8 protein-coding genes and 1 pseudogene are annotated in these 14,092 nt (G+C 68.7%); 8 read left to right on the top strand and 1 reads right to left on the bottom strand.

The window, feature by feature from the left end:
• Nucleotides 1-1,345 precede the first annotated feature (1,345 nt).
• From AB0I68_RS14205 to AB0I68_RS14180, 6 genes are all read left to right on the top strand, one after another.
• On the top strand, nucleotides 1,346-3,994 hold the full coding sequence (locus AB0I68_RS14205; RefSeq protein WP_363177538.1) for an RICIN domain-containing protein: 2,649 nt from the start codon (nucleotides 1,346-1,348) through the stop codon (nucleotides 3,992-3,994).
• A gap of 156 nt (nucleotides 3,995-4,150) precedes the next feature.
• A complete protein-coding gene (locus tag AB0I68_RS14200) occupies nucleotides 4,151-5,110 on the top strand; it encodes an expansin EXLX1 family cellulose-binding protein (protein WP_363177537.1) in 960 nt (319 codons plus the stop codon).
• A 128-nt stretch (nucleotides 5,111-5,238) separates the two neighbouring features.
• On the top strand, nucleotides 5,239-5,769 hold the full coding sequence (locus AB0I68_RS14195) for a SigE family RNA polymerase sigma factor (protein WP_363177536.1): 531 nt from the start codon (nucleotides 5,239-5,241) through the stop codon (nucleotides 5,767-5,769).
• Nucleotides 5,766-6,542, top strand: coding sequence for a hypothetical protein (locus AB0I68_RS14190; RefSeq protein ID WP_363177535.1), 777 nt, complete (start codon nucleotides 5,766-5,768; stop codon nucleotides 6,540-6,542). The genes AB0I68_RS14195 and AB0I68_RS14190 overlap by 4 nt, the downstream gene beginning before the upstream one ends.
• 168 nt (nucleotides 6,543-6,710) lie before the next feature.
• On the top strand, nucleotides 6,711-8,261 hold the full coding sequence (locus AB0I68_RS14185) for a sigma-70 family RNA polymerase sigma factor (protein WP_363177533.1): 1,551 nt from the start codon (nucleotides 6,711-6,713) through the stop codon (nucleotides 8,259-8,261).
• Nucleotides 8,262-8,856: 595 nt separating this feature from the next.
• Entirely contained in the window at nucleotides 8,857-11,214 is a 2,358-nt protein-coding gene (locus tag AB0I68_RS14180; RefSeq protein ID WP_363177532.1) for a non-reducing end alpha-L-arabinofuranosidase family hydrolase, read from the top strand.
• A gap of 142 nt (nucleotides 11,215-11,356) precedes the next feature.
• Here AB0I68_RS14180 and AB0I68_RS14175 read toward each other — a convergent pair whose 3' ends face one another.
• A complete protein-coding gene (locus AB0I68_RS14175) occupies nucleotides 11,357-11,797 on the bottom strand; it encodes a hypothetical protein (RefSeq protein WP_363177531.1) in 441 nt (146 codons plus the stop codon).
• A gap of 139 nt (nucleotides 11,798-11,936) precedes the next feature.
• Between AB0I68_RS14175 and AB0I68_RS14170 the strand changes: the two are divergent.
• Both AB0I68_RS14170 and AB0I68_RS14165 read left to right on the top strand, forming a co-directional pair.
• Nucleotides 11,937-12,080, top strand: a pseudogene (locus AB0I68_RS14170) (IS481 family transposase); the annotation flags it as partial.
• Nucleotides 12,081-12,394: 314 nt separating this feature from the next.
• Nucleotides 12,395-14,041, top strand: a complete 1,647-nt coding sequence (locus AB0I68_RS14165; RefSeq protein WP_363177530.1) for a long-chain fatty acid--CoA ligase — start codon at nucleotides 12,395-12,397, stop codon at nucleotides 14,039-14,041.
• The last annotated feature ends 51 nt before the right edge of the window (nucleotides 14,042-14,092 follow it).

Raw genomic sequence — 14,092 nt, 5'->3', positions numbered from 1 at the left:
GGGACTCCGGCTCGGTGCTTGCAGTTCCCACTCAAGGCCCCCTCATCGGTCGTACCAGTGTGGATCACAGCCGTTCAGTGCCTACGAGTGATGGCGCTCGGCGGTTGGACCGCTGTCGGGATCCGGCCGATGGCGCAGGGCTTCGCAGACCTTACGACTGTCTCATGAGTGCTCACGAGAGTGTATTTGTTCGCGATCACATGGCCTGTCGCGGCCTGCGAGGTCCGCTCCCCCGGGGCGGTCCCGGCAACCCCTGCTGCACACCCTGTCCGACACCTTCTTCCTGGACGGCTGCCGCGGCGCTGCTTTCGACGTGGCAGAACTCGTCCTTCGCCTCTCCCGCGTCCCCGGCCAGGGTCCCGGCCCGCATCGCATCGTCGCCGCGCTCTCCGGCCCCGCCTTCGCCTCCCGCTGCACCTCAAGAGGTCCCGTGGTGACAGCGACGAGGCCTCCTGCAGCGACCGGCAGTCCCAGTACAACGTGCGCCGGTGGTCACCCCGCCGATCAGCGAAATCGCCCCCGCCGACAGGCGGCAATTCATCGCCGTGGGTGCGGTCCTTTACGGACAACGCCCACTCCAGACACCCAAGGTAGTCGCGCGATGGCTTCGAGTGATCGCCTCGTGTCTCAGGGTCCTTCCTGGGTGCGGAGTGTGACGGGGCGGCCGCACGTGCCTGGTGGCCATGCCGTGCTCGTTCACGACCGTGGAGGCATGAGGCCCAGCGCCTTGGCCTCACGCTCGACCGATGGGGAGACCTTTCATGACCACCGTCTGGTCCGCCGCCGCCGTCACCGTCGCCTGCGGGCCGATGCCCGAGCCGTTCGCGGCTGGAGTCCGTACGGCCTCGACCTCCGCTGCCCCCTGCTCCCGGTCGCCCCCCACACACATCCCACCGCACCCGAAGCCCGCCTCTCCGGGCGCCAAGCGCACCAAGATCCGGACCGTTTCCGGCCCAGCCATCGTATTCACCGCGGCCCGGTCCCGATTCTTTCGCCACGGGCCGCTGGAGCACCTGCTCAACGGCGCCACCACGCAGGCGGAGTCCCTCCGATGAGGTCTCAGCTCTTCGCCCAGCCTGCCGTCGGAAACCGCCGCGCACGTCGGCCGGCTTGCTGAACGGACGCGACAGCCCTCCCCCCTCCCCGATCTGACGCTGGAACGATGCGGTCTCAGTGGCCCGGGACCGGACTTCGGCGGGCGGCAACCTTTTCCGGAGCGGCGGCAACTGACGGGCACACCAGAAGGCGATCACACCCACGGGTCGCCCGATCCCTCGCCGCATGCCGCCGCGCACCGCTGAACTGAGCGGTTGTACGGGGCAGGGCCGAAGCAAGGAGTAGCCCCATGAACGAGACGGATCCCACGGCGGACGGCCGCAGCCGGCGCAAGGCCGCGGCTGGTGGCGAGCGGCGTACGCGGGGGCGCCACCGCCGGCGCGGGATAACGATCGGCCTGATGCTGGGCGTGCCCGGAGTCCTCGGCCCCTACCTGCTGTTCGTGCAGGCCGATTCGAACGCCGCGACGGTGGATGCCGACGCCTACTACACGCTGACCTCTGTCCGCAGCGACAAGGTGCTCGACGTGCCGGGGGCGGACACGTCGGACGGCGTCTGGATACGGCAGGCGAGCCGCATGGCAGGTGCCGCGAGTCAGCAGTGGCGGCTGAGGCAGGCGGGGGACGGCTACTACGAGGTGGAGAACCGCAGCAGCCACAAGGTCCTCGGAGTGCGCGGCGCTTCCAAGGAGTCCGCGGCGGCCGTCGAGCAGCAGACCGACCGCGGCTTCGCCACACAGCAGTGGAAGATGCAGGACGTGGGCGACGGGGCGGTGAAGTTCGTCTCCCGGAGCAACGGCATGGTGCTGGACGTGTGGGGCGGCTCCACCGGCGAGGGGGTGCCGCTCATCCAGTACGCCGACCGGGGCAGCGCCAACCAGCAGTGGAAGCTGGTGAAGGCGGCCGGCTCGGGCAGTTACACCTGGCACAACGCGCAGATCGTCGGTGGCGGGTTCGTCACCGGGCTGGTCTTCAACCCCGCCCGCAAGGACCTGCTGTACGCACGGACCGACATCGGCGGTGCCTACCGCTGGGACGCGACCGCCGCCCAGTGGACCTCGTTGACCGACTGGATCGGTGGATCCGACTGGAACCTGCTCGGGATCGAGAGCCTGGCGACCGACCCCGTCGACCCGAACCGCCTGTACCTCGCGAGCGGCACCTACACCAACGACTGGGCGGGCAACGGCGCGATCCTCCGCTCCACCGACCAGGGCAAGACGTTCCAGCGCACCGACCTGCCGTTCAAACTGGGCGGCAACGAGGACGGCCGGTCCATGGGCGAGCGGCTGGTGGTGGACCCCGCCAACCACGGCACGCTCTACCTGGGCACCCGCAAGAACGGGCTCTGGCGCAGCACCGACTACGGCGTGACCTGGAGCCAGGTCGCCGCCTTCCCCGTCAAGGACGGTGCGAGCAGCGGCGTCGGCCTGTCCTTCGTGACCTTCGGCCCGGCCGGCAGCCGGACGATCTACGTCGGGGTGGCCGACAAGACCACCTCGCTGTACCGCTCCACCGACGGCGGCAGCAGCTGGCAGGCCGTGTCCGGCCAGCCCACAGGGCAGCTGCCGCAGCACGGTGTGCTGTCCGGTGACGGCTCGCTGTATCTCACGTACACCAACGCCCCGGGCCCGAACGGAGTGACGGCCGGTTCGGTGTGGAAGTACACGCCGTCCACCGGGGCCTGGAAGAACATTTCACCGTCCAGCGGTAGTTACGGCTTCGCCGGGCTGGCTGTCGATCCGCAGCGCCCGTCCACGGTGATGGTCACCACGCTGGACCGCTGGTGGCCCTCGGACGAGGTGTACCGGTCGACCGACGGCGGCGCCTCCTGGAAGGCGCTCGGCGCGACCTCGGTGCGGGACAACTCCGCTGCGCCGTACGTGGGCACGGGCATCGGGCACTGGATGGGCGCGCTGGCCATCAACCCCTTCGACTCCGGGCACGTGCTGTACGGCACCGGGTCGGGGATGTGGGGCAGCAACGACGTGACCGCGGCGGACAAGGGGGGTGCCACGCACTGGACGGTCCCGGCCAAGGGGCTGGAGGAGACCGCGGCCCTCGGGCTGATCAAGCCCCCGGGCCTCCCGCTGATCAGTGCGCTCGGCGATGTCAGCGGATTCCGGCACGAGGACCTGACCAAGGTACCCGCCAAAGCACTCTCCGGACCGCTGTTCTCCAACACCACCGGCATCGACTTCGCCCAGGCGAAGCCGGGGTTCGTGGTCCGGGTCGGTCTCGGTGGCGAGCAGCACGGCGCCTATTCGACCGACGGCGGGGCCGGCTGGACGCCGTTCGCCGCGGAACCCGTTCGCGGAGCGGGCGGCGGGGCCGTGGCGGTCTCGGCGGACGGCGCCGCCATCGTCTGGACGCCCGCGGGCCAGAGGCCGTTCCACTCGACGAACCGCGGTTCGACCTGGACGGCCGCCTCCGGTCTGCCCGCGGACTCGGCCGTGGTGGCCGACCGTTCGTCGGCGAACACGTTCTACGCCCTCAAGGGCGGCACCCTGTACACCAGCGCCGATGGCGGCAAGAGCTTCACCGCCCGGGCCACCGGCCTGGGTGACGGACAGCTCAAGGCGGCCCCGGGCGTCGCCGGTGACCTGTGGATCACAGGCGGAAGCAACGGACTCCTGCACTCCACCAATGGCGGGGCGAGCTTCAACAAGCTCGCCGGCGTGCAGCAGGCGTACGGTGTCGGCTTCGGCAAGCCCGCCCCGGGCGCCACCTACCAGGCCCTCTACCTCAGCGGGACGCTGAAGGGCGTCACCGGGGTGTTCCGCTCCATCGACGGCGGTTCGACCTGGGTCCGGATCAACGACGACCAGCACCAGTTCGGCGGGAGCGTCATGTCCGTCATCATCGGCGACCCGGACGTGTACGGCCGGGTCTACCTGGGCGGCTACGGCCGTGGCGTGGTGTACGGCGACGTGTCCTGATCGCCTCGGGCCGGGGCGGGCGGCCGTGCGCGGCGCCCGCCCCGGTCCCGGCGACATCGGCACCGGACCGGACCGAAGCGGAGCGGATCGGAGCGGCAACCTTTTCGCCTTCGGCGGCCACTGAGAAGTGCGACGTCGACTCGATCTACCGAACGGATGGGCATGAGGACAACGAAACACGATGCTCCGCGGCCGCGGCCGCGGAGCAGACGCGGGGCGGCCGTCGGCATTCCGTTGGCGGTGATGGCCGTCGGTGTGCTGGCCTGCCTGGCCCTCACGCTCCTCCCCGGGAGCCGGTCCGGTGCCGGGCTTCCCACCGACGCATCCGTAGCGGCTGCCCCAACGAACGCACCGTCCAGTTCCGGGTCGTCGGCAGCAGCGGTCGGCGCCGCGACCGCATCGACGCAGCCGACGGTCACGAGCCCGCCCCCGCCGTCAGCCGCCAGTGTCCCGACGCCCTCGGCCTCCAGCCCGGCACGTACGGAGTCGGCAGCATCTTCGGCGGGACGGATCAAGCCCTCGGTCAGCTACCAGGGAGTCGCGACTTCCTATGCCGCGGGTGACGGCAATGGTGCCTGCCTGTACGGACCGTCCGGTGACCTCATGATCGCGGCGATGAACCACACCGACTACGAGTCGGCCAAAGCGTGCGGGGCGTACGTGCGGGTCCGCGCCGCCAACGGGAACTCCATCACGGTGCGGATCGTCAACGAGTGCCCCCTGCCCTGCGCACCCGGGCAACTCGACCTCAGCCGACAGGCCTTCGCCGAACTCGCGAACCCCTCACTCGGCCGGATCCCGATCACCTGGACGCTGCTGAGCCCCGCCGTGCCCGACACGCTCTCCATCCGGTACAAGACCGGGTCCAGCCGCTCTTGGTGCGGCGTCCAGGTGATCGGGCATCGGAACCCGGTGGCGGTGCTCGAGCTCCGGACCGCCAACGGCTGGCGGAAGCTGCCCCGCACCGACTACAACTACTTCCTCTCCACCGACGGCAGCGGATGCGGCGGAGCGATCAGGGTCACCGACCTCTACGGAGAACAACTGGCCGTCGAGGGGATCGCACTGAAACCGGACGTCGCGCAACAGACCCGCGTCCAGTTCGCCCGGCATTGACCGTGCCGTCCACCCACCGTCACGGCTCCGCCCCCGGGGTCGGCCACTGTCGGGCTGCGGTGAGGGGCACTGTTACGCTCGAGCCGATTGTTAACGCGCACATCGCAGGGAGAGGGCGACCGGGGGAGATGCTCCTTCATGACGCGTCCGCGGAGTTCCACGACTTCTTCGAACGCCATTACGCCGAACTGGCCCGTCTCGCCCATCTCCTGACCGGCGAGACGGATGCGGCCGACGACCTCGCCGCGGATGCCCTGGTCGCCCTGTGGCAGCGCTGGGACCGGCTTCGCAAGGCTGACCATCCGCTCGCCTACGCTCGCGGCGTTGTCGCCAACATGGCGCGGGAACGGATCCGCAGTGCGGTGCGCGAGCGGCGCCGGATCGCGCTGTTCTGGTCCCGCAGTCCGGAGCAGGTGGAGGGGCCGGACGTGGCGGCCGTGCTGGACGTACGTACGGCGCTCGCCCGGCTGCCGTTCCGGAAGCGGTCGTGCGTGGTGCTGCGCCACGCCTTCGACCTGTCGGAGAAGGACACCGCGGCGGCGCTGGGCATATCGGTCGGTACGGTCAAGAGCCAGACCTCGAAGGGAATGGCCGAGTTGGAACGGATACTTGGCACACGAGCGGTCGGCGACCTGGTGGCGGGGAGGAGGAACCGGTGAACGAGGACATCACCCGTCGGCTGCACGCCGCCGCCGAGGCCCACCAGCCCGATCGCGCCAGGATGCTGGCCCGCGTGGAACGCGGCGCGGCCGACGGCACCGTCCGTCACCGCACACCGTCCATCGGGAGATCGTGGCCCAAGGCCGCCCTCGCAGGCCTCGCCATCATCGCCACCCTGGCCACGGGTGGTCTCGCGGCCGCGGGCATCGTCCGGACTCCTCCACCGTCGGACAGCGCCGCCACCCCCGCGACCCCGTCCCCGACGGTTCCTTCCCGTCCGACGACGTCGGCTCCCACCACCCCCGCCGCCCCGGCCCCGACTCCTACCACCACCGCCCCGGTCGGCCCGCGCCCCACTCCGCTGCCCAGCAGCCGGGTTCAGAACGGCCCCCTGTCGTCGGACGGCTCGGTGGATCCGCACAGCACCGTCTACTGGGCCCAGAGCAACCTCACTCTCAAGACCACACAGCCGCTCACCTCGCTCACCGTGGAACTGCGCATCGCCCAAACCGGCGGCGTGCAGAACACCGGCAACTGGCGCACCCTGCCGAGTGAGGACTTCAGCTTCACCGTTCAGGAGGCCGGCGGAGCGCTGGTCTACCGCTGGGTCCTCAAACCGGGCCGTACCGTGCCGACCGGGCAGCATGAATTCGCCGGCCAGTACAATCACGCCACCGGCGTGCGCAACGCCACGGACGACGGCTACCGCGTCGACACGCAGACCTCGGGCGGCTCCGTCGCGGTCTGGGGAAGGTTCACCCCGGCACGGTAAGGACCGGCCAGGTTCCGGCCGAGGAGTCAGGGGCCTCGCGGCGCGAGCCGATCGCCTCCTCCAGGAGCCTCTCGGCGCGATCCAAGACGGCGGCTTCCGGATACACCCGGAGCCGCACCAGCTGACGCCCTTCGCGGCGAGATCCGGCCGTGGTTGAGGGAGGTGGGAATGGGGCTCATGGATGCGGGCCACGCGGGGCTGGTCGTCGCGGCGCAGGCTGGTGACGATCGGGCGCGCGAGGAGCTGATCGCCGCGTACCTGCCGGTGCTCTACAACATCGTCGGGCGAGCGCTGAGCGGACATGCCGACGTCGACGACGTCGTCCAGGAAACCCTGCTGCGCGTGGTGCGCGACCTGCCCGCCCTGCGTGCCCCGGAGAGCTTCCGGTCCTGGCTGGTCTCGATCACGCTCCGCCAGATCAGTACCCACCGGCACCGGCAACGCGCCTTCGCCGGCCGGAGCACGGTCATCGACGAGGCACACGAGATACCGGACGCCGGCGCCGAACCTGAGGACATGACGATTCTGCGTCTGCATGTGTCGGACGAGCGCCGTCAGGTTGCCGAAGCCGGCCGGTGGCTCGACCCGGACCATCGAGTGCTGCTGTCGCTGTGGTGGCAGGAAGGCGCCGGCTCGCTGAGCCGTGACGACATCGCCGCCGCGACGGGGCTCACGGTCGCCCACGTCGGAGTGCGCCTGCAACGCATGCGCGAGCAGCTGGAACTGAGCCGGACGATCGTCGCCGCGCTGGAGGCCGACCCGCGCTGTCCGCAGTTGGACGAGGCCGTCATCGGCTGGGACGGTCTCCGTACATCGGTGTGGCGCAAGCGGATCGCGCGGCACACCCGCGGATGCCCGGTCTGCGCGGCGACGGCGACAGAACGGGTTCCGGTCGAGCGACTGCTCCTCGGTCTCGCACCACTGGCGGTCCCGGCCGGGCTCATCGCCGCGCTGGCCGCCAAGGGCCTGCTGTCGGGTACGGCCGCGAGCGCCGCCGGGCTGGCCACGGCACACGTCCCCGTCGGCACGGCGACGGGGGGAGGCGGCCTGCACAGCTTGCTGATCGGCAAACTCCACGCGGTGACCGCTCATCCGCTGGTGGCCCTCGCCACCGGCGCGGTCCTCATCACCGGGACCGCCACCTACGTGACCTGGCCCGAACCGGCGCATCGGGTGCCCGGCGCCATCGCCGCTCCCACGGTCGGCAATCCCACCCCGATCCCGTCGCGCACCACCACGTCGGCCGGACCGTCCCCGGTGAGTCCGTCGGCCGTCGCGGGCACTGTTCCGCTGGGCGCACAGTCGCTGGAGTCGGTGGACGAGCCCTCCCTGTACCTCACGTATGCCGGCGACTTCGCGACGCTCGGCCGAGTCTCGGCGTCCAGCAGCGCGCAGACACGGCAGCGGGTCACCTTCACGGTCGTCGGGGGGCTGGCCGACACACGGTGCGTCACCTTCCTCGCCGCGGACGGCCGCTATCTGCGCCATCGTGACCTGCGGCTACGGCTGAGCACCAACGACGGCAGCGAACTGTTCCGCGAGGACGCCACCTTCTGTCCGCACCCCGGGACGGTCGCCGGGTCGGTGACCTTGCACGCGCACAACTATCCCGGTTCCGTCCTCCGCTACCGCGACGGCGGCATCCGGCTCGATGGCTCCGACGGCACTCGGGCCTTCGCCGACCAGGCTTCCTTCATCATGCGAAGGCCCTGGGCTTGAGAACCGCTCCTTGAGCATGTGGACCGAGTCGCGCAGCGACAGCTGGTGATCCTGCACCACGATCCCGCACCACGCTGTTCTCGACCCGGCAGCGAGCCGAGTGCTGCGCCGAAACCAGCTTCGGTCCGCGTTCGTCGACGGCTGACTCGGCGTGACCGGCTTGAAGGCTGATCACCGCGACCGCCACCGACAACACCTCGCTGGTGATCAGGGCGGCGCCCTTTCCACAGGACGACCGGAAGGCAGGGCTTGGCGTAACGGTTTTTGCCCGCGAGATGCATCACTGGGCAATCTTCCGGGCGGCGCCACTTTTCTGTTACGAGGCCGTGAGTTCGGAGGCCTCCATTGTGTGGGGTGCTCTTCCCGCCGCTCACCTTGACGGGCCGGCGTGGCGGGTCCCCCGACTTTCCCCGTTGACGTATCCCCTGAAGAAGGCCGCTCCAATGACGCCACACACCCACGCCTCCCGGGCGATCGGCAGGCAGGAACGGGCCCACACCCTGCCCCGCACCCGACCCGCGACGGATCAGGCCGTACCGGCCGATGCGCGCACGATCACGGCACCCAGGGCGACTCGCGGCCCCCGAGGAGAATCATGAAGGGCCTGCACCGGCTCGGCCGGCGTCGCCGAACAGTGGTGATAGGACTGTCGGCCGCGGCGCTGGTGGCTGGTGCCGTGACGCTCCTGCCCAGCTCCGCCGGAGCCGCCGCCCTGGGCACGCAGGCGGCCCCCTCGGGCCGGTACTTCGGCACTGCTGTGGCCGCAGGCAGGCTCGGCGACTCGAAGTACGCCGCGATCGCGGACCGGGAGTTCAACATGATCACCCCGGAGAACGAGATGAAGTGGGACGCCGTCGAAGCGTCCCGCGGCAACTTCAACTTCGGCCCCGCCGACCAGATCGTCAACCGCGCCATGGCACACGGCCAGCGCCTGCGCGGCCACACCACGGTCTGGCACTCGCAGCTCCCGTCCTGGGTCAGCTCCATCGGCGACGCGAACACGCTGCGCAGCGTGATGAACAACCACATCACCACCGAGATGACCCACTTCAAGGGCAAGATCTACGCCTGGGACGTGGTCAACGAGGCCTTCGCCGACGGAGGCAGCGGCCAGCACCGCAGCTCGGTGTTCCAGAACGTGCTGGGCAACGGCTTCATCGAGGAGGCGTTCCGCACCGCCCGGGCGGCCGACTCCTCGGCCAAGCTCTGCTACAACGACTACAACCTCGAGAACTGGTCGGACGCCAAGACCCAGGGCGTCTACAGCATGGTCAGGGACTTCAAGTCCCGCGGCGTGCCGATCGACTGCGTCGGCTTCCAGAGCCACTTCGGGACCGGCGGCCCACCGTCCAGCTTCCAGACCACCTTGTCCAACTTCGCCGCCCTGGGCGTGGACGTCCAGATCACCGAGCTGGACATCGCCCAGGCGTCGTCCACCAACTACGCCAACGCGGTCAACGCCTGCCTGTCCGTGACCCGGTGCACCGGCATCACGGTGTGGGGCATCCGTGACAGCGACTCCTGGCGCAGCGGCGAGAGCCCCCTGCTGTTCGACAACAACGGCAACCCCAAGGCCGCCTACACCACCGTCATGAACGCCCTCAAGGCCGCCTCCGGTACCGCCCCGGGCGGGACGCCCGGCGGAACCGGTACCGGGCAGATCAAGGGTGTCCCCTCCGGTCGTTGTATCGACATCAACGGTTCCAGCACGGTCAACGGCACCCAGGCGCAGCTGTCGGACTGCAACGGACAGACAAACCAGCGCTGGACCTACACCTCCGGCAAGCAGCTGATGGTCTACGGCAACAAGTGCCTGGACGCCATGGCCAGGGGCACCAGCAACGGCACAAGGGTGGTCATCTGGGACTGCAACGGCGGCGCCAACCAGCAGTGGAAAATCAACACCAACGGCACGATCGCCGGCGTCCAGTCCGGGCTGTGCCTCGACGCCGTCGGCGCGGCCACCGCCAACGGCACCAAGATCCAGCTGTACTCCTGCGCGTCCGTCGACAACCAGAAGTGGACCGCCCCGTCCGGGACGGGCGGCGGCACGTGTGCTCTTCCCTCGACGTACAAGTGGAGTTCGACGGGTGCCCTCGCACAGCCGTCGAACGGGTGGGACGCGGTGAAGGACTTCACCACCGTGACGTACAACGGCAAGCACGTGGTCTACGCGTCGAGCGCAGCGGGAAGCTCGTACGGCTCGATGGCGTTCGGTCCCTTCACGAACTGGCCGGACATGGCGTCGGCCGGCCAGACCAAGATGAACCAGAACGCGGTGGCGCCCACGCTGTTCTACTTCGCGCCGAAGAAGATCTGGGTGCTGGCGTACCAGTGGGGTGCGTCGCCCTTCAGCTATCGCTTGTCGAGCGACCCCACCAACCCCAACGGCTGGTCCGCGCCGCAGCCGCTGTTCACCGGCAGCATCCCCAACGCCGCCCCGATCGACCAGACCCTGATCGCCGACGACCAGAACATGTACCTGTTCTTCGCCGGTGACAACGGCAAGATCTACCGGGCGAGCATGCCGATCGGGAACTTCCCGGGCAGCTTCGGCTCGTCGTACACGACGGTCATGAGCGACACGGTGAAGAACCTGTTCGAGGCGCCGCAGGTCTACAAGGTCCAGGGCCAGAACCAGTACCTCATGATCGTTGAGGCTCGGGGTGCGAATGAGCAGCGCTACTTCCGCTCGTTCACGGCATCCAGCCTGAGCGGTTCGTGGACCCCGCAGGCCGCCACCGAGAGCAACCCCTTCGCCGGCAAGGCCAACAGCGGAGCCACCTGGACCAACGACATCAGCCACGGCGACCTGGTCCGCAACAACCCCGACCAGACCATGACCATCGACCCCTGCAACCTGCAGTTCCTCTACCAAGGCAAGTCCCCCAACGCGGGCGGCCCCTACGACCGACTGCCGTACCGGCCGGGTGTCCTCACCCTGCAGCGCTGACCTGCCCGATCCACGGTGATGCGCAAGGAGAACACCTCCCGATGAAGAACCCCACAGCCGGCGGGCGCGCCGGCTGTGGGGTTCACCGCCGTCGCTGGAGCGCCACCGGTCTGCTGCTCGAGTGTGCGCTGGTGATCCCCGGTCAGCGGCGGCGGGTGGCCAGGGTGACGAGGAACTGGCCGCCGCCCGGCTCGATGTCGGCGGTCACCGGCAGCCCCGGTACGAGTCGGGAGAACCGGTCCACCAGCCAATCCGCCGCCTCTTGGGCGTCCCGCCTGGTCGGACAACGGCCCACGATCTCGCGGCCCCCCTTGCGCTCCAGCCTCCCGGCAACGGTGATCAGCGGCGCGGGTTCGACCACGTACAGGCGGTCCGGCCAGGCGATGAGCACCTTGACCGCACCCTTGCGGGTGTTGCATCCGCGGTGCGCGAGCCGCTCGGCGACCTTGGCCTTCCGGTCGGCAGTCCGGCTGTCGACGCTGGGCCCCCGCGGGTCGTTCACCGACTCGTCGGGGTCGACCGCTTCGTCACACACCCAGCAACGCCAGCCGTCGCGCTCGGCCACATCATCAAGGAGACTCATCCGAGCAAACTAGCCTGCTCGGCCGCCACCCCGTGCACCAGGCCCCGGCAAGGTCTTTAACACTGGCCAACGATGCTGCAACGCTTGACAACCGGCATCACCGCTGCTTTGACCTGTGTGAATGCCGATACCTTGATGGTCCACCCGCCCGCACCACAGCCCGCGCCGGACCGCGACCCGCATCGAGCGGCGGATCATCAAGGTCCGCACCCTCCGGCGGTGGGGACCGGCCCGCATCGCCGGACTGCTGGACGTGCCCGCCACCGTCGAACGCGTCCTGACCGACAACGGCGCCTGCCACAACGCTTGTGGGCCACCGCCAGCTGCACTGGTTCTCAGGTCGGCCAGGGCCGGCGCCCGCTCTCCGCCACGTGGGACCACGACGCCTCCGTAGTGCTTCTTGAACGAGCTGTTGAGGTGGTCGGGCACTCCACCCGCGGCGACGATCGCGCCGAGATCCCGCACGGCCGCTCCGGCGTGCTCGGCTCGGCGGGCGGCCGTGCTCAGCTTCGCGTGCGCCGAACGGCTACCCCGATCGGGGTGCCTTCCGGCACTCCGTTATAGCTGGTCGAACGATCTACCGCTTACTTCAATTGCATGGCGAAGATTGAACCGCCCGATCGGATGACATCGCTATTGGCGAAATCGAAGGAAGGTCCCATGAGCCTGCCCCAGCATTGGTGGAGTGCAAGTCAAAGTTATGTCTCGGAGATCCTGTCACTGCTCGCAGCAGCGCCGGATCGCGATGTCGTTTATTGGCGTGGCGAAGCCTTCTCCGGTGGTGACCTGATTCGGTCCGTGACTGAAACGTTCCTTGCGCTGCGCAATTGCGGAGTGGGTAAGGGGGATGTAGTAGCGATTCTGGTCGCACCCAACAGCCCTGAGATGCTCACCGTGCGGTACGCGGCACATCTGCTCGGGGGCGCCGTGTGCTATGTGCGAACCACTAATCCTGGTACCAGAGCAACGGTCCTTCCGATGGATCACCAGATCCAAATCTTGCGCGACACCGGAGCCGTGACCATCTATGCCGATGCCGAAGGTTCGGAGCGCGCGACAGAGCTCGCCGATGGTAGTGGGATCCCTGTAACGCGACTTCACCATGGGGAACGCAGTGAGGTCGGCCGGGTCGATGCCGCCGATACCCCGGACGCCGTGTCATGGGAGCCTGATGCGCTCGCCTTCATCGGCTTCACGAGTGGCAGCACGGGACGACCCAAGGGCATCCGGTTGTCGGGCCGCGCATGGGAAGCCACATTGCGTGCATGGATGGAGGTTGGTCGTGAATACGACTGTGCGTCGATCCTGGTGTCGACCCCTCTGAGTCATGGGGTTGCCCCGATGGCAGACGCAGTCCTCGCCTCGGGCGGAGCGCTCTATCTCCATGAGAGCTTCGATGCCGAGAAATTCGTGGACACCGTCTCCGCGGAGAAGGAGATCTCGTGGACGTTCATGGCGACGAATCACGTGTTCCAAGTCATCGATCATCTGCTCGAGCGAGGAATCCGCGACCGTGACGCCGTGGAAGCTGCGGGCCTGTCTTCGCTGAAGCGGATCGTCTACGGCGGCAGCCCCGCGGCACCCGCCAGAATTACCCAGGCTTTTCGGCTTTTCGGCCCTGTTCTGGCGCAGGGGTATGCCACGAGTGAGAGCGGTCGGATCACGATCCTGACGCCTGAGGAGCACGGCGACCAGGATCTCGCGGCCACTGTCGGCCGGCCGTTCCCCGGGGCGGAGGTCGTCGTCTGCAGCTCGGATTCGGGCGCGCAGCTGGCGACGGGGGAAATCGGCGAGGTTCGCGTCCGTTCGCCTCAGATGATGGACGCCTACAACGGCGACCCGGAACTGACTGCACAAGTTCTTCGTGACGGCTGGTATTTCACCGGGGACATCGGCTGTCTCGACGAGCGGGGCTATCTGACTCTCCTGGGTCGGGTGGCCGACGTCATCAAGGTCGGTGGCGTCAAGGTTCATCCCATAGTTCTCGAGGCGGAAATTCTTGCCCACCCGGGTGTCCGGCACGCTGCCGTCTACGGGGTGCGAGACGAGGATGGAAGCGAGCACGTCCACGCCGCAATCGAATGCGATCCGGCTGAGAAGGTCGAAGTGGAAAACATCCGCGCGGGAATTGCTGAGGCGCTCTCCCCGATTCACGTGCCCGAGAAGATACATGTCCTGAGCACTCTGCCTATGAACGGCAACGGCAAGCCCGACAAGGTGCTCCTGAGGTCGCAGTGCGCATAGCGTGGACCTTTCGGTTCGCAGGTCAATCCAACCGCTACGTCGAGAAGGCGA

This window comes from Streptomyces sp. NPDC050448 (assembly GCF_040655295.1).
Lineage (GTDB): Bacteria > Actinomycetota > Actinomycetes > Streptomycetales > Streptomycetaceae > Streptomyces.
This window is presented reverse-complemented; position numbering and strand designations above follow the sequence as displayed.